Annotated in this window: 25 protein-coding genes and 5 tRNA genes; 19 read left to right on the forward strand and 11 right to left on the reverse strand. The window is 55.5% G+C overall.

Annotation, left to right across the window (positions count from 1 at the left end):
- Window positions 1-41: 41 nt before the first annotated feature.
- The 10 genes from tolB (at window position 42) to pnuC (ending at window position 5,447) form a co-directional block, all read left to right on the forward strand.
- Window positions 42-1,334, forward strand: coding sequence for a Tol-Pal system beta propeller repeat protein TolB (tolB, locus tag ACOT1A_RS14690; protein WP_023305712.1), 1,293 nt, complete (start codon window positions 42-44; stop codon window positions 1,332-1,334).
- Between the two features lie 34 nt (window positions 1,335-1,368).
- Window positions 1,369-1,890 carry a peptidoglycan-associated lipoprotein Pal gene (gene pal, locus ACOT1A_RS14695; protein ID WP_003858578.1) on the forward strand — a complete coding sequence of 174 codons (522 nt, stop codon included), beginning with the start codon at window positions 1,369-1,371 and terminating at the stop codon, window positions 1,888-1,890.
- A 9-nt stretch (window positions 1,891-1,899) separates the two neighbouring features.
- Entirely contained in the window at window positions 1,900-2,688 is a 789-nt protein-coding gene (cpoB, locus tag ACOT1A_RS14700; RefSeq protein ID WP_023299617.1) for a cell division protein CpoB, read from the forward strand.
- A gap of 161 nt (window positions 2,689-2,849) precedes the next feature.
- Window positions 2,850-2,925, forward strand: a tRNA-Lys gene (locus ACOT1A_RS14705).
- A 27-nt stretch (window positions 2,926-2,952) separates the two neighbouring features.
- Window positions 2,953-3,028 (forward strand) — tRNA-Val (locus tag ACOT1A_RS14710).
- Window positions 3,029-3,031: 3 nt separating this feature from the next.
- Window positions 3,032-3,107 (forward strand) — tRNA-Lys (locus ACOT1A_RS14715).
- A 41-nt stretch (window positions 3,108-3,148) separates the two neighbouring features.
- Window positions 3,149-3,224, forward strand: a tRNA-Lys gene (locus ACOT1A_RS14720).
- Window positions 3,225-3,255: 31 nt separating this feature from the next.
- A tRNA-Lys gene (locus ACOT1A_RS14725) sits at window positions 3,256-3,331 on the forward strand.
- A gap of 330 nt (window positions 3,332-3,661) precedes the next feature.
- Window positions 3,662-4,705 (forward strand): quinolinate synthase NadA, encoded by a 1,044-nt coding sequence (gene nadA / locus ACOT1A_RS14730; RefSeq protein WP_105322561.1) that lies wholly within the window; start codon window positions 3,662-3,664, stop codon window positions 4,703-4,705.
- A gap of 22 nt (window positions 4,706-4,727) precedes the next feature.
- Window positions 4,728-5,447, forward strand: a complete 720-nt coding sequence (pnuC, locus tag ACOT1A_RS14735) for a nicotinamide riboside transporter PnuC (RefSeq protein ID WP_022647475.1) — start codon at window positions 4,728-4,730, stop codon at window positions 5,445-5,447.
- Here the strand turns inward: pnuC and zitB are convergent.
- Window positions 5,444-6,382 carry a CDF family zinc transporter ZitB gene (gene zitB / locus ACOT1A_RS14740; RefSeq protein ID WP_022647476.1) on the reverse strand — a complete coding sequence of 313 codons (939 nt, stop codon included), beginning with the start codon at window positions 6,380-6,382 and terminating at the stop codon, window positions 5,444-5,446. The genes pnuC and zitB overlap by 4 nt on opposite strands.
- 99 nt (window positions 6,383-6,481) lie before the next feature.
- On the reverse strand, window positions 6,482-6,841 hold the full coding sequence (locus ACOT1A_RS14745; protein ID WP_023305715.1) for a protein YbgS: 360 nt from the start codon (window positions 6,839-6,841) through the stop codon (window positions 6,482-6,484).
- Between the two features lie 304 nt (window positions 6,842-7,145).
- Here ACOT1A_RS14745 and aroG point away from each other — a divergent pair, with 304 nt between their 5' ends.
- A complete protein-coding gene (gene aroG / locus ACOT1A_RS14750) occupies window positions 7,146-8,198 on the forward strand; it encodes a 3-deoxy-7-phosphoheptulonate synthase AroG (protein WP_022647478.1) in 1,053 nt (350 codons plus the stop codon).
- 61 nt (window positions 8,199-8,259) lie between these two features.
- On the opposite strand, the gene gpmA is transcribed toward aroG, so the two are convergent.
- The 7 genes from gpmA to modE form a co-directional block, all read right to left on the reverse strand.
- A complete protein-coding gene (gpmA, locus tag ACOT1A_RS14755; protein ID WP_003858562.1) occupies window positions 8,260-9,012 on the reverse strand; it encodes a 2,3-diphosphoglycerate-dependent phosphoglycerate mutase in 753 nt (250 codons plus the stop codon).
- A 273-nt stretch (window positions 9,013-9,285) separates the two neighbouring features.
- Complete coding sequence (gene galM, locus ACOT1A_RS14760; protein ID WP_023305716.1) at window positions 9,286-10,329, reverse strand: galactose-1-epimerase; 1,044 nt, start codon at window positions 10,327-10,329, stop codon at window positions 9,286-9,288.
- A complete protein-coding gene (galK, locus tag ACOT1A_RS14765; protein ID WP_023305717.1) occupies window positions 10,323-11,471 on the reverse strand; it encodes a galactokinase in 1,149 nt (382 codons plus the stop codon). Before galK ends, galM begins: the two co-directional genes overlap by 7 nt.
- A 2-nt stretch (window positions 11,472-11,473) precedes the next feature.
- Window positions 11,474-12,520, reverse strand: coding sequence for a galactose-1-phosphate uridylyltransferase (gene galT / locus ACOT1A_RS14770; RefSeq protein WP_276170409.1), 1,047 nt, complete (start codon window positions 12,518-12,520; stop codon window positions 11,474-11,476).
- A gap of 9 nt (window positions 12,521-12,529) precedes the next feature.
- Window positions 12,530-13,546, reverse strand: coding sequence for a UDP-glucose 4-epimerase GalE (gene galE / locus ACOT1A_RS14775; protein ID WP_022647482.1), 1,017 nt, complete (start codon window positions 13,544-13,546; stop codon window positions 12,530-12,532).
- A gap of 201 nt (window positions 13,547-13,747) precedes the next feature.
- Complete coding sequence (gene modF / locus ACOT1A_RS14780; RefSeq protein ID WP_276170408.1) at window positions 13,748-15,220, reverse strand: molybdate ABC transporter ATP-binding protein ModF; 1,473 nt, start codon at window positions 15,218-15,220, stop codon at window positions 13,748-13,750.
- 67 nt (window positions 15,221-15,287) lie between these two features.
- Window positions 15,288-16,076, reverse strand: coding sequence for a molybdenum-dependent transcriptional regulator (gene modE, locus ACOT1A_RS14785; protein ID WP_022647484.1), 789 nt, complete (start codon window positions 16,074-16,076; stop codon window positions 15,288-15,290).
- A 127-nt stretch (window positions 16,077-16,203) separates the two neighbouring features.
- Between modE and ACOT1A_RS14790 the strand changes: the two genes are divergently transcribed.
- The 4 genes from ACOT1A_RS14790 to modC all read left to right on the forward strand — a co-directional run bounded on the left by ACOT1A_RS14790 (window position 16,204) and on the right by modC (window position 19,058).
- Window positions 16,204-16,356, forward strand: a complete 153-nt coding sequence (locus ACOT1A_RS14790; protein ID WP_003858549.1) for an AcrZ family multidrug efflux pump-associated protein — start codon at window positions 16,204-16,206, stop codon at window positions 16,354-16,356.
- A 178-nt stretch (window positions 16,357-16,534) separates the two neighbouring features.
- Window positions 16,535-17,311 carry a molybdate ABC transporter substrate-binding protein gene (gene modA, locus ACOT1A_RS14795; protein ID WP_023299624.1) on the forward strand — a complete coding sequence of 259 codons (777 nt, stop codon included), beginning with the start codon at window positions 16,535-16,537 and terminating at the stop codon, window positions 17,309-17,311.
- Complete coding sequence (gene modB / locus ACOT1A_RS14800) at window positions 17,308-18,000, forward strand: molybdate ABC transporter permease subunit (RefSeq protein WP_006809548.1); 693 nt, start codon at window positions 17,308-17,310, stop codon at window positions 17,998-18,000. Before modA ends, modB begins: the two co-directional genes overlap by 4 nt.
- On the forward strand, window positions 18,000-19,058 hold the full coding sequence (gene modC / locus ACOT1A_RS14805; protein WP_017384950.1) for a molybdenum ABC transporter ATP-binding protein ModC: 1,059 nt from the start codon (window positions 18,000-18,002) through the stop codon (window positions 19,056-19,058). Before modB ends, modC begins: the two co-directional genes overlap by 1 nt.
- Here the strand turns inward: modC and ACOT1A_RS14810 are convergent, their stop codons facing one another.
- Window positions 19,059-19,877, reverse strand: coding sequence for a pyridoxal phosphatase (locus ACOT1A_RS14810; protein ID WP_022647486.1), 819 nt, complete (start codon window positions 19,875-19,877; stop codon window positions 19,059-19,061).
- Window positions 19,878-19,996: 119 nt separating this feature from the next.
- On the opposite strand from ACOT1A_RS14810, the gene pgl reads away from it, so the two are divergent.
- The gene (gene pgl / locus ACOT1A_RS14815) at window positions 19,997-20,992 is read left to right on the forward strand and encodes a 6-phosphogluconolactonase (protein ID WP_023305719.1); all 996 of its coding nucleotides are present in this window, start codon (window positions 19,997-19,999) and stop codon (window positions 20,990-20,992) included.
- Between the two features lie 103 nt (window positions 20,993-21,095).
- Here pgl and ACOT1A_RS14820 read toward each other — a convergent pair whose 3' ends face one another.
- On the reverse strand, window positions 21,096-22,379 hold the full coding sequence (locus tag ACOT1A_RS14820; protein WP_048966835.1) for a putative acyl-CoA thioester hydrolase: 1,284 nt from the start codon (window positions 22,377-22,379) through the stop codon (window positions 21,096-21,098).
- Window positions 22,380-22,602: 223 nt separating this feature from the next.
- Between ACOT1A_RS14820 and hutI the strand changes: the two genes are divergently transcribed.
- From hutI to ACOT1A_RS14835, 3 genes are read left to right on the forward strand one after another with little or no spacing between them, the layout of a single operon-like run.
- Window positions 22,603-23,826: an imidazolonepropionase gene (gene hutI, locus ACOT1A_RS14825; RefSeq protein WP_276170407.1), complete on the forward strand. Its 1,224-nt coding sequence runs from the start codon at window positions 22,603-22,605 to the stop codon at window positions 23,824-23,826.
- Window positions 23,823-24,761: a formimidoylglutamase gene (gene hutG, locus ACOT1A_RS14830; RefSeq protein WP_276170406.1), complete on the forward strand. Its 939-nt coding sequence runs from the start codon at window positions 23,823-23,825 to the stop codon at window positions 24,759-24,761. The genes hutI and hutG overlap by 4 nt, the downstream gene beginning before the upstream one ends.
- Before the next feature lie 19 nt (window positions 24,762-24,780).
- Window positions 24,781-25,515, forward strand: a complete 735-nt coding sequence (locus ACOT1A_RS14835; protein ID WP_276170405.1) for a histidine utilization repressor — start codon at window positions 24,781-24,783, stop codon at window positions 25,513-25,515.
- The last annotated feature ends 60 nt before the right edge of the window (window positions 25,516-25,575 follow it).

The following is a 25,575-nucleotide window of genomic DNA, read 5'->3' on the forward strand; positions in this document are numbered from 1 at the left end:
TAAATTATCGTGGGTAAGGTTACCCAGATAAGGGAGATATGATGAAGCAGGCATTACGTGTAGCAGTTAGTTTTTTAATGCTGTGGGCAGCTGTACTGCACGCAGAAGTACGTATCGAGATCACCCAGGGGGTGGACTCGGCGCGTCCGATTGGTGTCGTTCCGTTCCAGTGGGCAGGCCCGGGCGCTGCGCCTGAAGATATTGGCGGCATTGTTGCAGCTGACCTGCGTAACAGCGGTAAATTTAACCCCTTAGATCGTTCTCGTCTGCCTCAGCAGCCGGGTACTGCGCAGGAAGTTCAACCTGCAGCATGGTCTGCACTGGGTATTGATGCCGTGGTTGTCGGGCAGGTTACCCCTGCGCCAGACGGCGGCTATAACGTCGCTTATCAGCTGGTGGATACCGGCGGTGCGCCGGGTACCGTTCTGGCTCAAAACACTTATAAAGTGAACAAGCAGTGGCTCCGTTACGCAGGCCACACGGCAAGTGACGAAGTGTTTGAGAAGCTGACCGGTATTAAAGGTGCGTTCCGTACCCGTATCGCGTACGTGGTACAGACCAACGGCGGCCAGTTCCCTTATGAGCTGCGCGTCTCTGACTACGATGGTTACAACCAGTTCACCGTACACCGTTCACCGCAGCCGCTGATGTCTCCGGCATGGTCTCCGGACGGCTCAAAGCTGGCGTATGTGACCTTCGAAAGCGGCCGCTCCGCGCTGGTCATCCAGACGCTCTCTAACGGTGCTGTTCGTCAGGTTGCGTCATTCCCACGTCACAACGGTGCACCTGCGTTCTCTCCGGACGGTACCAAACTGGCGTTTGCCCTGTCTAAAACCGGTAGCCTGAACCTGTACGTAATGGATATTGGTTCTGGTCAGATCCGTCAGGTCACGGATGGTCGTAGCAATAACACTGAACCAACCTGGTTCCCGGACAGCCAGAATCTGGCCTTTACGTCCGACCAGGCGGGTCGTCCACAAGTTTATAAAGTGAATATCAACGGCGGAGCAGCGCAGCGTATTACCTGGGAAGGTTCTCAGAACCAGGATGCTGACGTCAGTGCCGATGGTAAAACAATGGTAATGGTCAGCACTGCGGGTGGTCAGCAGCACATTGCCAAACAAGATCTGGTAACGGGAGGCGTACAAATACTGTCGTCAACGTTCCTGGATGAAACGCCAAGTCTGGCACCTAACGGCACCATGGTAATCTACAGCTCTTCTCAGGGGATGGGATCCGTGCTGAATCTGGTTTCTACAGATGGGCGTTTCAAAGCGCGTCTTCCGGCAACTGATGGACAGGTAAAATCACCTGCCTGGTCGCCGTATCTGTAATAATAATTAATTGATTACTAAAGGAATCTTAGAAATGCAACTGAACAAAGTGCTGAAGGGGCTGATGATCGCTCTGCCTGTTATGGCAATCGCAGCGTGTTCTTCTAACAAGAACGCAAGCAATGACCAGAGCGGCGAAGGCATGATGGGTGCCGGCACCGGTATGGACGCTAACGGCAATGGCAATATGTCTTCTGAAGAGCAAGCGCGTCTTCAGATGCAGCAGTTACAGCAGAACAACATCGTTTACTTCGATCTGGATAAATACGACATCCGTTCTGACTTCGCTGCGATGCTGGATGCGCACGCAAACTTCCTGCGTAGCAACCCGTCTTACAAAGTCACCGTAGAAGGTCACGCGGACGAACGTGGTACTCCGGAGTACAACATCTCCCTGGGTGAACGTCGTGCAAACGCTGTTAAAATGTATTTGCAGGGTAAAGGCGTTTCTGCTGACCAGATCTCCATCGTTTCTTACGGTAAAGAAAAACCAGCAGTACTGGGTCACGACGAAGCGGCTTACTCCAAAAACCGTCGTGCCGTACTCGTTTACTAAGAGAATTGCATGAGCAGTAACTTCAGACATCATCTGATGAGTCTGTCGTTACTGGTTGGAATAGCGGCCCCCTGGGCCGCTTTTGCTCAGGCACCAATCAGTAGTGTCGGCTCAGGCTCGGTAGAAGACCGGGTTACACAACTCGAGCGTATTTCTAACGCTCACAGCCAACTTTTAACTCAACTCCAGCAGCAGCTTTCCGATAACCAGAATGATATTGATTCCCTTCGTGGTCAGATTCAGGAGAGCCAGTATCAGCTTAATCAGGTTGTGGAGCGCCAGAAGCAAATTTTGTTGCAGATGGATAGCCTGAACAGCGGCGGAGCAGCAGCACAGCCAGCAGCAGGCGATCAAAGCGGTGCGGCGACGCCTGCACCTGCGGCAGATGCCTCCGCGTCGTCAGGTGCGCCTGTACAGAGCGGTGACGCGAATACGGACTATAACGCGGCCATTGCCCTGGTACAGGACAAATCGCGCCAGGACGATGCTATCGTTGCGTTTCAGAACTTCGTTAAGAAGTACCCTGATTCTACTTATCAGCCAAATGCGAACTACTGGCTGGGTCAGTTGAATTACAACAAGGGTAAAAAGGATGATGCGGCGTTTTATTTTGCCTCTGTGGTGAAAAATTACCCGAAATCACCGAAAGCGCCTGATTCGATGTATAAAGTCGGCGTGATCATGCAGGACAAAGGCGACACTGCAAAAGCCAAAGCGGTTTATCAGCAGGTGGTTGCGAAATTCCCGGGTACAGACGGCGCCAAACAAGCGCAAAAACGTTTGAGTTCGATGGGTTGATTATCGCATGACCAGAAATCGCGTTATTTCTGGTCGTGCAGCATGATTCCTAAGCAGTTAAGTGATCTTCATCGAAATTTTTGTTGCGCAGAATTCTTAAATCAGTAATATATGCCGCCGTTGCCACGGGATATCAAACAACGTGAAAGCAGCGCAAAAGTGGGTCGTTAGCTCAGTTGGTAGAGCAGTTGACTTTTAATCAATTGGTCGCAGGTTCGAATCCTGCACGACCCACCACTTAAAGCAGTTCCGGCAGTACAGAGTGGGTGATTAGCTCAGTTGGTAGAGCATCTCCTTTACACGGAGGGGGTCGGCGGTTCGAGCCCGTCATCACCCACCACTCGGGTCGTTAGCTCAGTTGGTAGAGCAGTTGACTTTTAATCAATTGGTCGCAGGTTCGAATCCTGCACGACCCACCAATTTTATTGGTTCCGAGTGATAATTCAGGCAACACCCGAATGGGTCGTTAGCTCAGTTGGTAGAGCAGTTGACTTTTAATCAATTGGTCGCAGGTTCGAATCCTGCACGACCCACCAGCCTGAATAGATTTGAAGTACATCCCGTAAGGGGTCGTTAGCTCAGTTGGTAGAGCAGTTGACTTTTAATCAATTGGTCGCAGGTTCGAATCCTGCACGACCCACCAATTTTAATGTCTTACTCAGATACTACACGTGAAGGATAACGTTGCTTTAGCAACGGCCCGAAGGGCGAGGCGAAGCCGAGTCATCCTGCACGACCCACCAGTGTAGAAAGGCGCCCTAAAGGCGCTTTTTTGCTATCTGTCGTTCGCCAGTGCCTTGTAGGTCGGGTAAGGCGAAGCCACCAGCCGACAAATGCTACCGGCATCATTTCCCGATGACATTCCCCCTCATATTCGCTATCTTGTTTAGTATATAAAACACCATTGCCTCATTTTTGTTATCTCATGCAAAACAAAGGCAATATTGTTAAGCCAGTAAAACGAGAAGCCATAATGAGTGTGATGTTTGATCCCGAAACCGCAATCTATCCCTTCCCGCCGAAGCCAACTCCGCTAAGCCGGGATGAGAAGCAGTTCTATCGTGAAAAAATCAAGCGCCTCCTTAAAGAGCGTGATGCGGTGATGGTGGCGCATTACTACACCGACCCGGAAATTCAGCAGCTGGCGGAAGAGACGGGTGGCTGTATCTCAGACTCCCTGGAGATGGCGCGTTTCGGTGCTAAGCATTCAGCCTCCACGCTGCTGGTCGCGGGGGTTCGTTTTATGGGTGAAACGGCAAAAATCCTCAGCCCGGAAAAAACGATTCTGATGCCTACGCTGAATGCCGAATGTTCTCTTGACCTCGGTTGCCCGATTGATGAGTTCACCGCCTTCTGTGATGCCCACCCTGACCGTACCGTGGTGGTCTATGCCAATACGTCTGCGGCGGTGAAAGCCCGGGCAGACTGGGTAGTAACGTCCAGTATTGCCGTTGAGCTGATTGAACATCTGGACAGCCTGGGGGAGAAAATCATCTGGGCGCCCGATCGTCACCTGGGAAACTACGTACAAAAACAGACCGGTGCGGATGTTCTGTGCTGGCAGGGCGCCTGTATTGTTCACGACGAGTTTAAGACCCAGGCACTGACCAGGATGAAACGCTTATACCCGCAGGCCGCAATTCTGGTGCATCCGGAGTCGCCGCAGTCGATTGTTGAGATGGCGGACGCCGTCGGCTCAACCAGCCAGTTGATAAACGCGGCAAAAACCCTGCCGCATAAGCAGCTCATCGTGGCGACCGATCGCGGTATCTTCTATAAAATGCAGCAGGCCGTACCAGAAAAAGAGCTGCTCGAAGCGCCAACCGCCGGAGAAGGGGCGACCTGTCGAAGCTGCGCGCACTGCCCGTGGATGGCGATGAATGGACTTAAGGCGATAGCGGAGGGGCTGGAGATCGGTGGCGCAGCGCATGAGATCCACGTAGACGCCGCCCTGCGCGAAGGCGCGTTAATTCCGCTTAACCGTATGCTGGATTTTGCGGCTACACTACGTACTTAACTTATTACGCCCCGGAGAAAAAATGGATTTTTTTAGCACACAGAACATCCTGGTTCATATTCCGATTGGTGCGGGCGGCTATGACCTGTCGTGGATTGAAGCGGTAGGTACGCTGGCCGGTTTACTCTGTATCTGGCTGGCCAGCCTTGAGAAGATCAGTAACTATGCGTTCGGGCTGATAAACGTCACGCTGTTTGCGATCATCTTCTTCCAGATCCAGCTCTACGCCAGCCTGCTTCTGCAGCTGTTCTTCTTCGCGGCCAATATCTATGGCTGGTACGCCTGGTCGCGGCAAAACAGTCAGCAGGAGGCGGAGCTGCAAATCCGCTGGCTGCCGTTGCCAAAAGCCATTGCCTGGCTCGCGGCCTGCGTGGTGGCAATCGGCTTTATGACCGTCTTTATTGACCCGGTATTTGCCTTCCTGACGCGCGTGGCGGTCTCGGTCATGTCGGGTCTGGGATTAAACGTGACGATGCCTGAGCTTCAGCCTGATGCCTTCCCGTTCTGGGATTCCTGCATGATGGTGCTGTCAATTGCCGCAATGATCCTGATGACCCGTAAATACGTTGAAAACTGGCTGCTGTGGGTGGTCATCAACGTGATTAGCGTGGTGATTTTTGCCCGTCAGGGCGTTTATGCCATGTCGCTGGAGTATATGCTGCTGACCGTCATTGCCCTGAACGGTAGCCGCATGTGGATCAACAGCGCGCGTGAGCGTGGCTCTCGTGCGCTTTCCCGCTAATGGTGATGCTCGTGTGAGTGGCCGGACTGCGCCTCGTTCAGGTGACAGTCTGGCCCGTTACAGGGCTGATACTCCATCTGGATGGTGGAGTGCGCAATTTCGTAGTGATGCTCAAGGAAGTGCCGAATACGTTCAAGCAACGCATCGTGATCGTGGGGCGGAATAACCTGAACGTGCAGCGTCATAAGCGGTTTCTCACCCACCAGCCAGACGTGAACGTGGTGAACGTTACGGACTTCAGGAATGGAACGACACAGATTGCGTTTTAGCTCGCCAATATCCAGCGACGTGGGAGCGCCTTCCAGCAGTTCATTCACGCTCTCTTTCAACAGCCGCCAGGCACTGCGTAATACAAGGCACGATACCAGCACGGAAAGAATCGGGTCGATGGGGGTCCAGCCCGTACCCATAATGATCAGCGCGGCGACGATGGCACCTACGGAACCCAGCAGATCGCCCAGCACGTGAAGCGCCGCGGCCCGTACGTTCAGATTTTTTTCGCTGCTGCCGCGGTGCAATATCCAGAATGCCAGAATATTGGCGACCAACCCGGCAATAGCAATCACCATCATCGTCGTTCCGGCTACCGGTTGTGGATGACGAAAGCGCTGAAACGCCTCCCAGACGATAAGAATGGTAATAACCACCAGTGCAATCGCATTCACGAACGCAGCAAGTGTGGTGAGTCTGAGCCAGCCAAAGGTGTGGCGGGCATTGGGAGGGCGACGTGCAAACTGCACGGCCAGCAGAGCAAACAGGAGCGCGGCAGCGTCGGTCAGCATATGCCCGGCATCGGCCAGCAGCGCCAGCGATCCGGAGATCAGTCCGCCTGTCACCTCAATAATCATAAAGGTGGCAGTGACGCCAAAAGCCAGCAGAAGCCGTTTGGCATTTTCATCGCCAGTGGAGTGGGAATGGGAGTGGGAGTGCGCCATGGTATCGTTCCTGATTTATTATTATTTTTAGTGTAGCGTTTTTAAGAGCTTAAATAAAAAAGGAGAGCATTCGCTCTCCCTCTTTTACCTTACGGAAGGTTACTGGGTAGTACCGTCCGTTTTGGGATTGGCATCGCTGCCCACTTTGTCATTCGGGTCCGGGCACTTCCCGTCTTTACACATTGAGTTTTTGTGAACTTCGTCAGTGCTCATACCGTCATGGTTCATCGTGCCGGTATTCGTACCGCCGGTGTTGGTATTGCCCGTGTTGATATTACTGTTATCAACATTATTTGGCGCGATATTCTGTTTTGCATCCGGCGCAACCTGGCCCGCTTCGGCAGCGGCATTCGCGTCGCCGTTGCTGCCGGAGGAGCCTGTATCGGCTGCCAGTACGCTACCGCTTGCCAGGGTAAGGGTTGCCGTCAGGAAAAGCGTAGTCAGTTTCGTCATTTTCATCATGGTGCTCCTGTTCTTATCGTTACGCTGGATAACATTCTCCAACAGTGCATCTTGTTCAGTGGCGAAAGATCCCAGATTCCTGAATTATGTCAGGATGGAATCGCGTATAAGTATTTAAAAACAGTCGTTACAAGTAAAAAGCTTAGGCGAGATCTCATTTTTCGCTATTTTGTTGCGTATTTTAGGCGAATTCCAGGAATTATCTGCGCGAAGTGTAAAATCCCGTTTACACTTCGTGACCGACAAGTTAGATTGAAAGCATTGCTTTCATTACTAAAGATATGGCAGAGCCGGAAAGAAGATGAATTATCAGAACGACGATTTACGCATTAAAGAGATCAATGAGTTATTACCTCCCGTAGCGCTCCTTGAAAAATTCCCCGCCACCGAAAATGCCGCCAACACGGTGTCTCATGCCCGTAAGGCGATCCACAAGATCCTGAAAGGTAGCGACGATCGTCTTCTGGTGGTCATCGGACCGTGCTCCATTCACGATCCTGCTGCGGCCAAAGAGTACGCGTCACGTCTGCTCACCCTGCGCGAAGAGCTGAAGGGCGAACTGGAAATTGTGATGCGCGTTTATTTCGAAAAACCGCGTACCACCGTGGGCTGGAAAGGGTTGATCAACGATCCGCACATGGACAACAGTTTCCAGATCAACGACGGCCTGCGTATTGCGCGTAAGCTGCTGCTGGAGATTAACGACAGCGGGCTGCCTGCTGCCGGAGAATTCCTCGATATGATCACCCCGCAGTATCTGGCTGACCTGATGAGCTGGGGCGCTATTGGTGCGCGTACGACTGAATCGCAGGTTCACCGTGAGCTGGCGTCTGGCCTGTCATGCCCGGTGGGTTTCAAAAACGGCACTGATGGCACCATCAAAGTCGCTATTGATGCCATCAATGCGGCTGGCGCGCCGCACTGCTTCCTGTCGGTGACTAAGTGGGGCCACTCGGCTATCGTGAATACCAGCGGTAATGGCGATTGCCATATCATTCTGCGCGGCGGTAAAGAGCCTAACTACAGCGCAAAACACGTGGCGGAAGTGAAGGCGGGTCTGGAGAAAGCGGGACTGGCGCCGCAGATCATGATCGATTTCAGCCATGCGAACTCAAGCAAACAGTTCAAAAAGCAGATGGAAGTTGGTGCAGACGTTTGTCAGCAAATCGCCAACGGTGAACGCGCAGTGATTGGGGTGATGATTGAGAGCCATCTGGTGGAAGGCAATCAGAATCTGGAGGGCAGCGAGCCGCTGGTCTACGGTAAGAGCGTGACGGATGCCTGCATTGGCTGGGATGATACCGATGCGATCCTGCGTCAGCTGGCGGATGCGGTAAAAGCGCGTCGCGGTTAAGTTTATCGCGGGCAATAAAAAAGCGTGGATTGCTCCACGCTTTTTTTATGTCCGGCGAAAATTACTTCGCTTTACCCTGGTTCGCCACGGCCGCCGCTTTTGCAGCGATTTCGTCGGCGTTACCCAGGTAGTAATGTTTAACTGGCTTGAAGTTTTCGTCGAACTCGTACACCAGCGGCACGCCGGTAGGGATGTTCAGCTCGAGGATTTCATCTTCACCCATGTTGTCCAGGTATTTCACCAGCGCACGCAGGGAGTTACCGTGAGCAGCGATAATGACGCGCTCGCCGCTTTTCAGGCGTGGCAGAATGGTTTCGTTCCAGTAAGGCACAACACGGTCGATGGTCAGCGCCAGGCTTTCGGTCTGCGGCAGTTCAGCCTCAGTCAGCTTCGCGTAACGCGGATCGTGGCCCGGGTAGCGCTCGTCATCTTTGCTCAGCTCTGGAGGCGTGACCGCAAAACCACGACGCCACTGCTTAACCTGCTCGTCACCGTATTTTTCTGCGGTTTCTGCTTTGTTCAGACCTTGCAGCGCACCGTAGTGACGCTCGTTCAGTTTCCAGGATTTCTCAACCGGCAGCCAGGCCTGATCCAGCTCGTCCAGAATGTTCCACAGGGTATGGATGGCACGTTTCAGCACAGAGGTGTAAGCAAAGTCAAAGGTGAAGCCTTCTTCTTTCAGCAGTTTACCTGCCGCTTTTGCTTCGCTCACGCCTTTCTCGGACAGATCAACGTCATACCAACCGGTGAAGCGGTTTTCGTTGTTCCACTGGCTTTCGCCGTGGCGCACCAGGACAAGCTTAGTATTAGCCATTTCTTACTCCTCAAGCATTTTGAATGATAACAATTCTCATTATATTGCCGTGACTGTGCCAGCAGCAACGCTTAACCCTAACCATAGCGAAAATAGTTCGAGAGTGTAAGATGCATGTGAATCCAGGGTTATGATTTTGTCTGCGATCGCCGCTATTTTCAGCAAGCTGAGCGGAAAAAAGCCCTCGCGGTGAGGGCCAGGCTTTTTGCCGGATGGCGCTTCGCTTATCCGGCCTACATTCGTAGGCCCGTGCACGCGTAGCGCCGCCGGACATTATGCGCGCGGAATGAAATGATACTCTGTGACGCTTACGTACTCTTCACCCGGACGCAGCACACAGTCAGGCTGCGGCCATTCAGGATGGTTAGGACTGTCCGGCAGGAACTCGCTCTCCAGCGCCAGACCTTGCCAGGCGGCGTAGTCGTTATGTTCACGCGCCGTGGTCCCCTCCAGGTAGTTACCGGAGTAGAACTGCAGGGCAGGGGCGGTGGTGTAGACCGTCATCTGTAACTTCTCATCCGCAGACCAGACCTGTGCGGCAGGTTGAGAAAGATCGCCTTTCGCCTGCAACAGGAAAGCGTGGTCGTAGCCTTTCACCTTGCGCTGATCGTCATCACTCAGGAAATCCTGGGCGATGGTTTTCGGCTGACGGAAATCAAAGCTATTACCGCTTACCGGTTTCAGCCCCTGATAAGGGATCCCCATCTCATCGACCGGCAGATACGCGTCCGCCAGGATCTGAAGTTTGTGGCTGCGGACATCGGTCTGATTGCCGTCAAGGTTGAAATAGGCGTGGTTAGTCAGGTTGACCGGGCACGGCTTGTCGACGATCGCGCGGTACTCAATGGCGATACGATTATCTTCGGTCAGGGTAAAGCGCGCGGTTGCGGTGAGATTGCCCGGGAAGCCCTGGTCTCCGTCGAGGGAGTCCAGAGAGAACCAGACCTCACGGTCATTTTGCTGCACAATCTTCCAGCGACGTTTATCAAACCCTTCGGGGCCGCCGTGCAGCTGATTTTCACCCTGGCTGGCAAGCAGGGAATAGGTTACGCCGTCCAGCGTAAACCGGCTTCTGGCGATGCGGTTGGCGTAGCGGCCTATGGATGCGCCCAGAAAAGCGGTCTGCTCGATATACTGCTCGGGCGATGCGCAGCCGAGCAGGGTTTCGCGCACGCTGCCGTCAGGCATTGGTACGCGGGCAGAAAGTAACGTTGCGCCCCAGTCCATCAGCGTAACCACCATCCCGGCGCTGTTGCGCAGGGTCAACAGGCGATACGGCAGACCATCCGGTGCGAGAGTAGGTGTTTCGTTTAGCACTGTCCGGCTCCTTGTGATGCTTTGCAGACATAGAAAGTTTCTTTGATGCCCGTTTTGGCTTCGTACTGTTTAGCCACCGCGTCCTGAATGGCAGGGACCAGCTCTTCCGGCACCAGGGCGACGACACAGCCGCCAAATCCACCCCCGGTCATACGCACGCCGCCTTTGTCGCCAATCGTGGCTTTCACAATTTCAACCAGGGTGTCGATTTGTGGCACGGTGATTTCGAAATCGTCGCGCATGGAGGCATGCGATTCGGCCATCAGCTCGCCCATCCGTTTCAGGTCACCTTTCGCCAGCGCGGAGGCGGCTTCTACGGTACGGGCATTTTCCGTCAGCACGTGACGCACGCGCTTCGTGACAACCGGATCCAGTTCGTGGGCAACCTTGTTAAATTCGTCAAGTGAGACATCACGCAGGGCTGGCTGCTGGAAGAAGCGCGCGCCGGTTTCACACTGCTCGCGGCGGGTGTTGTACTCGCTCCCCACCAGTGTGCGTTTGAAGTTGCTGTTGATGATCACCACAGCCGCACCTTTTGGCAGTGGAACCGCTTTGGTCCCGAGGGAGCGGCAGTCAATCAGCAAAGCATGTTCTTTCTTGCCCAGCGCGGAAATCAGCTGATCCATAATGCCGCAGTTGCAGCCCACGAACTGGTTTTCCGCTTCCTGACCATTGAGGGCGATCTGCGCCCCGTCCAGCGGCAGATGATAAAGCTGCTGGAACACGGTGCCGACCGCCACTTCCAGCGATGCGGAAGAGCTTAATCCCGCCCCTTGCGGAACGTTGCCGCTGATCACCAGATCGGCCCCGCCGAAATTCTTGTTACGCTTCAGAAGATGCTTCACCACGCCGCGAACATAGTTCGACCACTGCTGGCTGTCGTGGGTCACGATCGGCGCATCGAGGGAAAATTCGTCAATTTCATTGCCGTAATCCGCGGCGATCACTCGCACGTTACGATCTGAACGTTTCGCGCAGGCGATTACCGTCTGGTAGTCGATGGCACACGGCAGGACAAAACCGTCGTTATAGTCGGTGTGCTCGCCGATCAGATTAACGCGGCCTGGCGCCTGGATAATATGGGTGGCAGGGTAGCCAAATTTTTCTGCAAACAGGGATTGTGTTTTATCTTTCAGACTCATTTTTAGACTCCTGATTCGCGGTAATGGACGTCGCTAACGGCACGCAGGCGTTCTGCCGCCTGTTCCGCCGTCAGGTCGCGCTGGGTTTCCGCCAGCATTTCATAGCCCACCATGAATTTACGTACCGTCGCAGAACGCAGCAGCGGCGGATAGAAGTGTGCATGTAACTGCCAGTGTTGATTCTCTTCGCCGTTAAACGGCGCACCGTGCCAGCCCATGGAGTAGGGGAAGGAACACTGGAACAGGTTGTCGTAGCGGCTGGTCAGTTTTTTCAGCGCCAGGGCAAGGTCGTCTCGCTGGGCGTCGCTGAGGTCCGTAATACGCTGAACATGGGCCTTTGGCAGCAGCAGCGTTTCAAACGGCCACGCCGCCCAGTAAGGGACTACCGCAAGCCAGTGCTCGGTTTCCACCACAGTGCGGCTGCCGTCCACCAGTTCACGCTGGGTGTAATCCACCAGCATCGGCGAACCGTTCTGGGCGAAATAGGCTTTTTGCAGCCGGTCTTCACGTTCGGCTTCGTTCGGCAGGAAGCTGTTCGCCCAGATCTGGCCGTGCGGATGCGGGTTAGAGCAGCCCATCGCCGCGCCTTTATTTTCAAATACCTGCACCCACGGATAGGTCTGGCCCAGCTCCGCCGTTTGCGCCTGCCAGGTGCTGACCACCTCTTTCAGCGCCTCAACGCTCAGCTCCGGCAGCGTTTTGCTGTGATCGGGAGAGAAGCAGATCACGCGGCTGGTGCCGCGGGCGCTTTCGCAGCGCATCAGCGGGTCGTTGTTTTCCGGCGCGTCCGGCGTGTCGGTCATCAGCGCCGCAAAATCGTTAGTGAAAACGAAGGTGCCTTTGTAGTTCGGGTTTGTATCGCCCGTCACGCGCGTGTTGCCCGGACAGAGGAAGCAGTCCGGATCGTGCTGCGGCAGCGACTGTTTGGCAGGCGTCTCTTGCGCCCCCTGCCAGGGGCGCTTGGCGCGATGCGGTGAAACTAAAATCCATTGCCCGCTGAGCGGGTTAAAACGACGATGCGGGTGATCGACGGGATTGAATTGTGTCATGACAAATCCTTAATCCGGATAACCCTGCGGATGGCGTGACTGCCAGTGCCAGGTATCCTGTGCCATTTCATCAAGCGTGCGGGTAACACGCCAGTTAAGCTCTTTATCCGCTTTGGTGGCATCGGCCCAGTAAGCCGGGAGGTCGCCATCACGACGCGGCGCGAAGTGATACTTCACTGGCTTGCCGCAGGCTTTACTGAAGGCATTCACCACATCCAGCACGCTGCTGCCGACGCCGGCGCCGAGGTTGTAAATATGCACGCCCGGTTTATCCGCCAGCTGCTGCATCGCCGCCACGTGGCCGTCGGCCAGATCCATCACGTGAATGTAATCGCGCACGCCGGTGCCGTCTTCGGTGGGATAATCGTTACCAAAAATCGCCAGGGAGTCGCGACGCCCTACGGCAACCTGCGCGATATACGGCATCAGGTTATTTGGAATGCCCTGCGGATCTTCACCCATGTCGCCTGACGGATGCGCGCCAACCGGGTTGAAGTAGCGCAGCAGCGCGATGCTCCACTCAGGCTGGGCTTTTTGCAGGTCGGTCAGGATCTGCTCTACCATCAGCTTGCTTTTGCCATACGGGCTTTGCGGCGTACCGGTCGGGAAGCTTTCAACGTAAGGAATTTTTGGCTGATCGCCGTAGACGGTCGCGGAAGAGCTGAAGATAAAGTTTTTAACGTTCGCCGCACGCATGGCGGAGATTAGACGCAGGGTACCGTTGACGTTGTTGTCGTAGTACTCAAGCGGTTTTGCTACCGATTCGCCCACCGCTTTCAGGCCCGCGAAGTGGATAACGGTTTCAATCGCGTGATCGTGAAGGATTTCAGTCATCAATGCTTCATTGCGGATATCGCCTTCCACGAAAGTCGGCTGTTTACCCGCAAGGCGTTCAATGACCGGCAGCACGCTGCGCTTACTGTTGCACAGGTTATCAAGAATGACGACATCGTGGCCGCTTTGCAGAAGTTGTACGCAGGTATGACTTCCTATGTAACCGCTACCACCTGTTACCAGAACTCGCATATTTCGCTCCATTAGGCTTATGGTATGAATTAACCATAGCATATCAGAGACGCGAAAAGTGTGACATGGGATAAAATAGTGGTATCGTTTACACTGGTTTTCACAGGCGCTTTTTCACAGACTGAGTGCATTGTAGATCAAAGAGATAGAGATGTATTGTTGCAGGTTGTCTGAAAAGCGGAGGGCAGCGCCCTCCACGCGTTAATCGATTTTGCTCAGCAGGTAGCGGTAATGCTCGCCGTCAGGTACAAATTCCAGCCGATGGGTGATGCAGGACGGGGCATCCTCAGCATGGTGGGAGACAAACAGCAGCTGGGTTTCACCTTCGCTAATCAGGACATCCACAAAGCGGCGGATCAGCTGACGGTTGAGGGGATCCAGCCCCTGCAACGGTTCATCAAGAATCAGCAGCGTAGGATGCTTAACCAGCGCGCGGACGATCAATGCCAGCCGCTGCTGCCCCCACGACAGGCTGTGAAATGGCGCATCGGCTACCCGGTGGTCCATACCCAGAATATCCAGCCACTGCTGCGCCAGCTTGTGCTGCTTGTCGGATACCGCCTGATAAATACCAATGGAATCGAAGAAGCCAGAGAGGATCACGTTTCGCACCGTAGTGCTCACCCGGTAGTCCAGATGCAGGCTGCTGCTAACATAACCGATATGCTTTTTGATATCCCAGATGGTTTCCCCGCTGCCGCGGCGGCGGCCGAAGAGGGTCAAATCGTTGCTGTAACCCTGCGGGTGATCGCCAGTGATCAGGCTTAGCAGCGTGGATTTACCCGCCCCGTTGGGGCCGACGATCTGCCAGTGCTCACCAGGATTAACCGTCCAGCTGAGATGATTAAGAATAGGGCGATCGTCGTAAGCAACCACCCCATCGCGCAGCACAATGCGCGGCTGGTCAGGATCCAGCCCGTGGCGTGCCGAAGGGGCATCCGGCTCCGGCAGCGCAATACCGTCCAGTTTCTCGCTGTGGGCCAGCTGTGCAATTAGCGCCTGCCGGAGCAGTACGGCTTTCTCGCCGGTTTCGGTCAGGCTACAGTCCGCCAGCACGCCCGCGTAATGTACGAAATCCGGGATCTCATCAAAGCGGTTAAGGACCAGCACAAGGGTGTATCCCTGCTGGTTAAGCGACGCCAGCAACGCTGCCAGCTGCGCACGGGACTGCACATCCAGTCCGTCAAACGGTTCATCCAGAATCAGGAGTTCCGGCTCGCTCATCAGCGCCTGACACAGCAGCGTTTTGCGCGTCTCGCCGGTAGAGAGATATTTAAAGCGGCGGTTAAGCAGGGCGGTAATGCCAAATTGCTCCGCCAGCTGCTGACAGCGGGCAGGATCTTTTATCTCATCCTGGATAATGTCCGCCGTCGTGCGGCCGGTATCTTCTTCGCCGGGGCTGAGCAAATCGGTATTGTTACGCTGCCACTCATCGCTGACCAGCTTTTGCAGCTGTTCAAAGGAAAGGCGCGTCAGCCGGGTAAAGGTGCACTGACGCTCCCCCTTCAGCTGGGTTAATTCGCCAGCCAGGGCGCGGGCCAGCGCCGATTTTCCGCTGCCGTTCGTGCCCACAAACGCCCAGCTTTCTCCGGGGCGAAGGGTTAACTCTGGCAGCGATAAGGTACGGGTATCGCTAAGACGAAACGTGCCTTGCGAAATATGCAATGATGACATGTGTTATCCCATTTTTTGCAGCAACAGATGTCAGGGATACTCAGTGTTGGTGGGGTTGTCAATGCGCTTAGCACAATGTGGCGATAATTACCCGGTCTGCATTGAAATATGCGGTCACCACAGCACCTTCATCTAATTCGGTCGCGTCGTTCACCGGAACGGTGGCGCAGAGCGACTGCCCATCCGGCAGGGTCATCAGCACTTCACACTGTTCTGCGCCGCGCTCGATGTGGCTGATACGCCCGCGTAGCTGGTTGTCGGCCTCGGCGGCCTGCTCAGGGTTAAGCGTGATGCTGATCCAGGGCGCTTTGAGTAATACCAGCACTTCCTGACCTTCGTTCAGCCCGAGGCGTTGACCGCTTTGCGCGGTGATGGCGGCTTTCAGGCGCGTTGTGCCGTCCGCGAGCAGGATCTCAATATGCTCCTGCACCTGCGAATGATCGCGCCCCGTCACCGTACCAAACCATTGGTTGCGGGCGCTGGTCTGCAAAGAGAAACGGGAGATGGCGCCCAGCAGGCTGTCCAGCGGCAGGTTGTCGTCATCGCTCAGCACATCAAATGCTTTTTGCTGGATCTGCGCCAGTAAGTCATAGAGCTGGATCAGGCGTTGCCCGTAACGCGTCAACACGGCGCCGCCGCCGCCTTTTCCGCCGGTGGCGCGTTCTACCAGCGTTTGTTCGCTCAGGGTGTTCATGTCGTTAATCGCATCCCAGGCGCTTTTATAGCTGATGCCAGCGTTTTTGGCGCCCTGGCTAATCGAGCCAGTTTGTTCTATTTGTTTTAACAGGGCGATGCGTCGCGGATCGGCGAAAAGCTTCTGCTGAAGTCGGAGGGTGAGGAGAATTTCGGCCTGCATAACAATGTCCCGGCAAAAAGGTTATTGTGACCCAAATGTCCGGGGGCGGAAAGCGCACCGCACAAAAGGGGATGTTTTTCTTACTTTTCAGGGTAGAATAAGCCGTTCACAAGATCTGGAGAAAACCATGTTAGAGTTGTTGAAAAGTCTGGTATTCGCGGTAATCATGGTGCCAGTAGTGATGGCTATCATCCTCGGTGCCATCTACGGCCTGGGTGAAGTGTTCAACGTCTTTTCGAACATTGGTCATCGTCGTGACCAGCCTAAAAAGCAGCAATGATTTCCTCCAAAACGCCCGGCCAGCCCGGGCGTTTTGCTCTCAAGTTTATTCCTCTCCCGCCGATATCTTTTACAACGTTCCTTGAGTTTACGCATTAATGGGTACGATTTAGCGCTAGGAACGCCTGCGATATATCGTTATATTTGTTTGTATATAACGATACGCACAGGAGCTTCAAATGGCACGTTCATGGGTACGCCTTTTCGCAGGGGCAACGCTGACTCTCTCACTCACCGGCCACGCGCTGGCGGATGAAGGAAAAATCACGGTCTTTGCGGCGGCGTCGCTGACTAACGCGATGCAGGATATTGCTGCGGTATACAAAAAAGAGAAAAACGTCGAGGTGGTCTCGTCGTTTGCCTCCTCGTCCACGCTGGCCCGCCAGATCGAAGCGGGGGCACCGGCTGATCTGTTCATCTCTGCCGATCAGAAATGGATGGACTACGCGGTGGAGAAAAAATCTGTTGATACGGCTAGCCGCGAAACGCTGCTGGGAAATAGCCTGGTGGTGGTCGCGCCCGCAAACAGCAAGCAGGGCGACATCGCCATCAACAAACAGACGGACTGGACCCGTCTGCTCAACGGTGGCCGTCTGGCGGTGGGCGATCCGGAGCATGTCCCTGCCGGGATTTATGCGAAAGAAGCGCTGCAAAAACTGGGCGCATGGGAGACCTTATCGCCGAAGCTGGCTCCCGCAGAAGATGTGCGCGGCGCGCTGGCGCTGGTGGAGCGTAACGAAGCGCCACTCGGGATCGTTTACGGCTCCGATGCCGTCGCCAGTAAAGGTGTGAAGGTGGTCGGTACCTTCCCGGAAGACTCGCATAAGAAAGTAGAATATCCTGTTGCGATAGTTGATGGACATAAAAATGCGACCGTGACGGCCTTCGTTGACTACCTGAAGGGGCCTGAAGCGTCCGCTATCTTTAAACGTTACGGATTTACGACTCACGAATGATATTAACCGAACCTGAATGGCAGGCCGTGCTGCTGAGCCTGAAAGTCTCTTCCCTGGCGGTTGCGCTGAGTTTGCCCTTTGGGGTGTTCTTTGCCTGGTTACTGGTTCGCGTGAAGTTTCCAGGCAAAGCCCTGCTCGACAGTGTTCTCCATCTTCCGCTCGTGTTACCGCCTGTGGTGGTCGGCTATCTGCTGCTGATCTCCATGGGGCGACGCGGTTTTATCGGCGAATGGCTGTACGACTGGTTCGGCCTGACCTTTGCTTTCAGCTGGCGCGGCGCGGTTCTGGCCGCGGCAGTAATGTCCTTCCCGCTAATGGTGCGCGCTATCCGCCTGGCGCTGGAAGGGGTGGATATCCGGCTAGAGCAGGCCGCCCGCACGCTGGGCGCAGGCCGCTGGCGGGTATTCCTGACCATTACGCTTCCGCTCACCTTACCGGGCATTATCGTCGGTACGGTGTTAGCCTTCGCCCGCTCACTGGGTGAGTTCGGCGCGACCATCACCTTTGTGTCCAACATTCCCGGCGAGACGCGGACCATCCCGTCGGCCATGTATACCCTGATTCAAACCCCGGGTGGCGAAGGTGCGGCGGCCCGGCTGTGTATTATTTCGATTGTACTCGCCCTGGTCTCGCTGCTGGTGTCTGAATGGCTGGCGCGCCTCAGCCGTGAACGGATGGGGAAACCGTGATGCTGGAACTCAACTTTACGCAAACCCTGGGCAGCCACACTCTGACGCTTAACGAAACGCTGCCTGCCAGCGGTATCACCGCCATTTTTGGCGTTTCCGGGGCAGGGAAAACGTCGCTGATTAATGCGATTAGCGGCCTGACGCGTCCCCAGTCTGGCAGAATTGTGTTAAATAACCGCGTCTTAAACGACGCGGAGAAGAAGGTCTGCCTGTCACCGGATAAGCGCCGCATCGGCTATGTGTTTCAGGATGCGCGCCTGTTTCCGCACTACAGCGTGCGCGGAAATCTGCGCTATGGCATGGCAAAAAGCATGGCCGGACAGTTCGATAAGCTGGTGGCGCTGCTGGGCATCGAACCGCTGCTCGATCGTCTCCCGTCTTCGCTGTCGGGTGGTGAAAAACAGCGCGTGGCAATTGGCCGCGCCCTGTTAACCGCGCCGGAATTGTTGCTGCTGGATGAGCCGCTGGCCTCGCTGGATATTCCGCGCAAGCGCGAGTTGCTGCCGTATCTGCAACGTCTGGCGCGGGAAATCAACGTGCCTATGCTGTACGTCAGCCATTCGCTGGATGAGATCTTACATCTGGCCGACAAAGTGCTGGTGCTGGAGGCGGGCAGGGTGAAGGCATTCGGCAATCTGGAAGAGGTATGGGGCAGCAGCGTTATGCATCCGTGGCTGCCAAAGGAGCAGCAGAGCAGCATTCTGAAGGTGAGCGTGCTGGAGCACCATCCACATTATGCGATGACCGCGCTGGCGCTGGGTGACCAGCATTTGTGGGTGAATAAAATCGATACGCCGATTCAGTCCACGTTACGGATCCGCATTCAGGCGTCGGATGTCTCCCTGGTGCTGCAACCGCCGCTGCAAACCAGTATCCGCAATATTTTGCGCGCAAAAGTGGCGCAGTGTTTTGATGATAACGGCCAGGTAGAAGTGCAACTGGAAGTGGGCAACAGAACGCTGTGGGCGCGCATCAGCCCGTGGGCCAGGGATGAGTTAGGCATCAAGCCTGGCCTGTGGCTTTACGCGCAAATCAAGAGCGTCTCTATCACCGCCTGATTACAGCAGGTGGGTATAAATATACTGCGCGATGCTGTCAGTGGTGTTATCGCCAATCACCACGTTAGCACGCGCTTTCACCGCATCATCGGCGTTGCCCATCGCCACGCCCGTTCCGGCCGCTTCCAGCATGCTGATGTCGTTATAGTTATCGCCGAAGGCAATCACGTCCTGCATTGACCAGCCCTGTGACTCAACGAACTGGGTCAAACGCTTTCCTTTGCTGTTGCCTTTACGGGCGATATCCACCTGATCGTGCCAGGACCATTCACATTCCAGACCCAGCGTATGCTCGACATGTTTTGCGAAGGTGTTCAGTTTGGCGGTGTCTTCATCGGTCAGGGCAAATTTCCAGATTGCCTGGACGTCTTCCGCCGCCTGGCGCAGGGAGGAAACCTGAGTGAACACCGGACGCTGCGCTTCCGGCAGAGACAGGGCCCAGTTGCTGGTGCGGATCACATGGCCGGTAGGGCGTTCATACAGCATGGCGTTATCCACATACATCAGGCCATGAATCGCGTGCTCATCCAGTAAATCAATCAATTGCAGCGCCTGCGGAACGGGAAGCGGATCAGAGGTTAAAACTTTTTTTGCCTGATAATCATACAAATAAGTGCCATTACAACAAATTGCAGGTGTATCTAAGCCCAGTGCCTGATAAAAAGGATGAATGGCTACGTGATGTCGACCCGTTACGATGAGAAGTTGATACCCCGCTTCCCGGGCTCGTTTGAGGGCCTCAAGAGAAGAGGGGAGCAGGGTTTTCTGAGGGGTAAGCAGTGTTCCGTCTAAATCCAGGGCAATCACTCGCGAGGTCATTTTTTCTTCCGGGTTAATGTTGAATTTAAGGTCTGTCGGGATGGTACACCGAGAGCGGAACCCTGCAAAATCCCGGACTACAATTCAGCATTCACCGTTAAAAATAATCAGGAGTATTCATGAAACAAACCGTTTATACCGCCAGTCCTGAAAGTCAGCAGATCCATGTCTGGCGTTTGAATACAGAAGGTTCGCTTACGCTGGTTCAGGTTGTTGATGTGCCAGGCCAGGTGCAGCCGATGGTCGTCAGCCCGGATAAACGTTTTCTTTATGTCGGGGTACGCCCGGAATTCCGCGTACTCGCATACCGCATCTCCCCGGATGACGGCGCGCTGACCTATACCGCAGAAGCGCCGCTGCCGGGCAGCCCGACCCATATTTCTACCGACCATAAAGGCAACTTTATCTTCAGCGGCTCCTACAATGCAGGCTGCGTGAGCGTCACCCGCCTGGAAGACGGTATTCCCGTTGAAACCGTCGACGTGGTAGAAGGGCTTGAGGGTTGCCACTCCGCCAACATTTCGCCGGATAACCGCACGCTGTGGGTGCCAGCGCTGAAGCAGGATCGCATCTGCCTGTTTACCCTGAGCGATGACGGTCATCTGGTCGCGCAGAGCCCGGCGGAAGTCACCACCGTGGAAGGCGCAGGCCCGCGCCATATGGTCTTCCACCCGAATCAGCAGTATGCCTATGTCGTTAACGAGCTGAACAGCTCGGTAGATGTCTGGGAGCTGAACGATCCTAACGGGCAGATCGAGTGCGTACAGACGCTGGACATGATGCCAGCTGATTTCTCCGACACACGCTGGGCGGCAGACATTCACATCACGCCGGATGGCCGCCACCTGTATGCCTGTGACCGTACCTCCAGTCTGATCACCGTCTTCAGCGTCTCAGAAGACGGCAGCGTTCTGGCAGTTGAGGGCTTCCAGCCGACAGAAACCCAGCCGCGCGGCTTTAATGTCGATCACAGCGGCAAATACCTGATTGCTGCGGGGCAGAAATCCCACCACATCGCGCTCTATGAAATCAAAGGCGTGCAGGGTCTACTGGAAGAGAAAGGACGCTATGCGGTCGGACAAGGGCCGATGTGGGTTGTAATTAACGCTCACTGATCCGTAGACGAAAAAAAACCTCGCACATGCGAGGTTTTTTTATGCGTGGTTAATGCATGAGGTAGGCCGGGTAAGGCGTAGCCGCCACCCGGCAGCAGGCATTTTACTGCTTCGGTTCAGCAACCACCTTGCTACCCAGACCGCGGTTGTTGTATTCCCACATGCGGTTAAAGTTAGCGTCGTTCAGGTTACGCTGCACGTTGTCTTTATCATCCACCGTGCCGATGTTGCCGGAGAAAGGACGTTTCGAGATCGCCGCATCCGCCCACGGTTTCGCCATGTTAAAGCCTTCGTTAATCACGCTGTCGCGGATCACGACCTGGCCGTTAGTGGCGGAGTCCACGTCCAGAGAGCGGCCAAGCTGCGCCACGCCATCGCCAGCAGCAGTAAAGCGGCTATTCACGGCCAGGAAGCCATAGAACAGGTTGGACTGCGTGGCCGGGGCAAAGACGTAACCTTCCTGCTGCGTACGTGAATTCACCACGCGGAAGTCGGTGTTATCAAATACCACCGCGCCGCGACCGGAGACCATATCCACGTCGCCTTCAATGTAGCTGTTGGTGACCAGAGTACGCGTCAGACGATTGTTCTGAAGGGTATTCTGCACGCCGCTGTTGGTCACGAAGAAGGTATTCTGGCGGCCCAGGATATTGACGTTGTTAATCTGTACCTTGTCGCCATCGCTACGCAGCGCCACGGCCTGGTGATTACCTGCGTCAACGCTGTCGCCCAGGGTGTTCTGAATGGTCAGGTTCTGCAATTGCAGGCCGTTGTTCTGTGACCAGAATACCGCCGAGCACATCACGCCAATGGTGGCGGCACGTTTGCGCTGGCAGTTATCAAACATATACCACGCCGGTTTACCTGGCATGTATTTACCGGCCGGGTTCACCAGATGGCGCCAGGTGGTGCTGTCGATCTCTGAATCAATCGCCAGGCCAATTTTCACGTCGACCGCTTTTTCGCCAAGTCCGTAAAGCGTAATGCTTCCCGGTGCCGCCGGAACATAAACGGTTCCTTCGTATTCACCCGGCAGGATGGCAATGTACTGACGAGATGCGCTGTGTTTGGTGATTGCGGCATCAACAGCTGCCTGAATTGAGGTGTGCGTAACGCCCTCTGCTCCGGCCGGGCCGACAACGAAGTCTGGCTGTTTCGGCAGGTTAATAGAAGAAGGCGTCCATGGGGCTGCATTGGGATCCATCGCCGAGAAATAGTGGGCACGGGTGAAGTTCTTCGCTTCAGCCGCTGACAGGATCGGACGGGAAGCGGTGCCCGGAGCAACCTGCTCAGAAGGTTGCTGATCCGGTGGTGTTGAACTGCAAGCGGATAAAGTCACGCCAAAGGCGAGTGCCAACGCCAGACGGGAAATCCTGGAAATATTCAAGGTAATGCTCCTGGGTATGCAAGTCTTATCTGAATAGACGAAATAGCCTGCTTTTTTATACTAAGTTGAGCGAAACGGGAAGATAAAAACGGGAAAAGTTGCATTTTTGCCCGCAGGCGACGGGAAAGTCATCACAAATAAATAACATTTTCCTGCAAGGCGGTTGACAGCAGGTGACAGATGAAAATAAATGTCTATACAACCCATGACAAGCGGAAGGCACATGCAGCAGCTTCATCCCGATGATGTGATATGGCGAAATGCGCGACTGGCGACCCTGGCGACAGGTGAGCCGGAACCCTACGGCCTGAAAGAACAACATGCCCTCGTCGTGCGCGGCCAGACGATTGCGGCCGTTATTCCTGAAGCCGAGATCCCCTCCGGGCATCGTCAGTGTGTCGATCTCGACGGGCGTCTGGTTACTCCCGGCCTGATCGATTGCCACACCCATCTGGTGTTCGGCGGCGATCGCGCAGCGGAATGGGAGCAACGGCTTAACGGCGTGTCGTATCAGACCATTAGCGCGCAGGGCGGCGGTATTAACGCCACGGTCACGGCGACCCGCAACAGTTCGCCGGAAATGCTCCTGACGGTGGCGCAGCAGCGGCTCCAGCGGCTGATGAATGAAGGCGTAACGACCATTGAAATCAAATCGGGATACGGACTGAACGTCCAGGCCGAAGAGAAAATGCTGCTGGTTGCCCGCCAGCTCAGCCTGAACAATCTGGTCGATATCAGCCCGACGCTGCTGGCCGCGCACGCCGTTCCTGCCGAGTACCGACAGGATCCGGATGCCTATCTCACGCTGGTCTGTGAGCAGATCATGCCTACGCTGTGGCAAAAAGAGTTATTTGAAGCGGTGGACGTGTTTTGTGAAAACGTCGGCTTTACCCCGGTGCAAACCGAGCGCCTGTTCCGGGCCGCCGCCGCGCTCGGGATCCCGGTAAAAGGGCATGTAGAGCAACTGTCGAATCTGGGCGGCGCGGCGCTGGTCAGCCAGTATAAAGGGCTGTCGGCCGATCATATTGAGTATCTCGATGATGCAGGTATTCAGGCGATGGCGCAAAGCGGCACGGTGGCGGTATTGCTCCCCGGCGCGTTCTATTTTCTTCAGGAGCGCCAGCGTCCACCGGTGGCGCAGCTCAGAGAGCAGGGCGTGCCGATGGCGGTGGCTACCGACTACAACCCGGGCACCAGCCCGTTTGCCAGCCTGCATCTGGCAATGAACATGGCCTGCGTCCAGTTTGGCCTCACGCCGGAAGAGGCCTGGGCTGGCGTGACGCGGCATGCGGCGCAGGCGCTAGGTCGTGGCGCGACGCACGGGCAGTTAAAGCCCGGTTATGTGGCTGATTTCGTCGTCTGGGAGGCGAATCATCCGGTTGAGATGGTTTACGAGCCGGGGCGGAATCCTTTATATCAACGCGTGTTTCGGGGGCAGGTAGCATGAAATTGTGGCATCCCGTTTCCCCGCAGGTCTGGCAGGGTCGTGACGACAGCGCCGAATCCAGCACCGCGAAACGTCTCTTCCAGACCATAAAGCAGCGCGAACACTTTTCTCCCGCGCCGTCAGGCATCGCCCTGCTGGGCTTTGAATGTGATGAAGGGGTTAAGCGTAACCAGGGCAGGCCCGGTGCTGCACAGGCTCCCGATGTGCTGCGCGGCGCGCTGGCGAATATGGCGAGCCATCAGGGGCATGCGCGCCTCGTGGATATGGGCTCCATTTTTGTTGAAGGCAATGCGCTGGAGGCGGCACAGCAGGCGCTGAGCGAGGCCATTACCGCGTGCCAGCAATCCGGGATGCGTACTCTGGTTTTCGGCGGTGGACATGAAACCGCCTGGGCGCACGGGCGCGGCGTGCTGGATGCCTTTCCGAACGATCGCATTGCGGTGATCAACCTGGATGCGCACCTCGATTTGCGTAAGGCTGAACGGGCTACGTCCGGCACGCCGTTCCGCCAGCTGGCGCACTACTGCGCGTCGCAGTCGCGGTCGTTTCACTACGCCTGCCTGGGGGTAAGCCGTGCGGCGAATACCCAGGCGCTGTGGGAGGAAGCTGAACGGTTGAACGTGATGCTGGTTGAAGATCTCGATTTTCGCCGGGATGCGCTATCCGCGCTGGATAGCGTGCTTGCGCAGGCAGACCGGGTTTATCTCACCATTGACCTCGATGTGCTGCCCGCCGCAGAAATGCCCGCCGTATCCGCCCCTGCGGCGTTGGGGATCCCGGCGCTGGATCTGTTCCCGGTGATTGAGCGTATCTGCCGAAGCGGTAAACTACAGGCGGCGGATCTGGTGGAATATAATCCGCACTACGACCGGGACGGTCAGGGGGCGAAGCTTGCCGCCCGACTGGCCTGGCAAATTGCTCACTGGTGGGCATAACCACATTACAGGAGTCAGCATGTTTTCACGCTCACCGCAGCAACCCTCCAGCCCACCCGCACCTTTTTATGAGAAGGTGAAAAAGGCGATCAGCGAAAAAATTGCTGCCGGCGTCTGGCGTCCACACGACCGTATTCCCTCCGAAGCTGAACTGGTCGCGCAGTTTGGCTTTAGTCGAATGACCATTAACCGGGCGCTGCGGGAACTGACCGATGAAGGGTTGCTGGTGCGTTTGCAGGGTGTCGGAACCTTTGTCGCCGAGCCAAAAGGACAGTCGGCGCTGTTTGAAATCCGCAGCATTGCCGATGAAATTGCCGCCCGCAACCATCAGCACCACTGCGAAGTGCTGGTGCTTGAAGAGACGCAGGCCAGCGCCGAACAGGCCATTGAGCTGAACGTTAATGAGGGCACCCGGATCTTCCATTCGGTGATGGTGCATTATGAGAACGATATTCCGGTCCAGATTGAAGATCGCTGCGTCAACGCGGAGCGGATCCCGGACTACCTGAACCAGGATTACACCCAAACCACACCGCATGCGTATCTCTCGCTCGTCGCCCCGCTGACGGAAGGGGAGCATATCGTGGAGGCCGTGCGCGCCACGCCTCAGGAGTGCGAGTTGTTGCGTATTAAAGAGCACGATCCCTGCCTGCTGATCCGCCGTCGTACCTGGTCATCCTCGCAGATCGTGTCGCATGCGAAGCTGCTGTTCCCGGGGAATCGTTACTGGTTGCAGGGCCACTTTATGTCATAAGTTTTATAAGCGTGATCGCTAACGCAATATAGCAAAATTGTATCTTTTTTGTTAAATCCG

Source organism: Enterobacter cloacae complex sp. SYL003 (genome assembly GCF_049236925.1).
Lineage (GTDB): Bacteria > Pseudomonadota > Gammaproteobacteria > Enterobacterales > Enterobacteriaceae > Enterobacter > Enterobacter intestinihominis.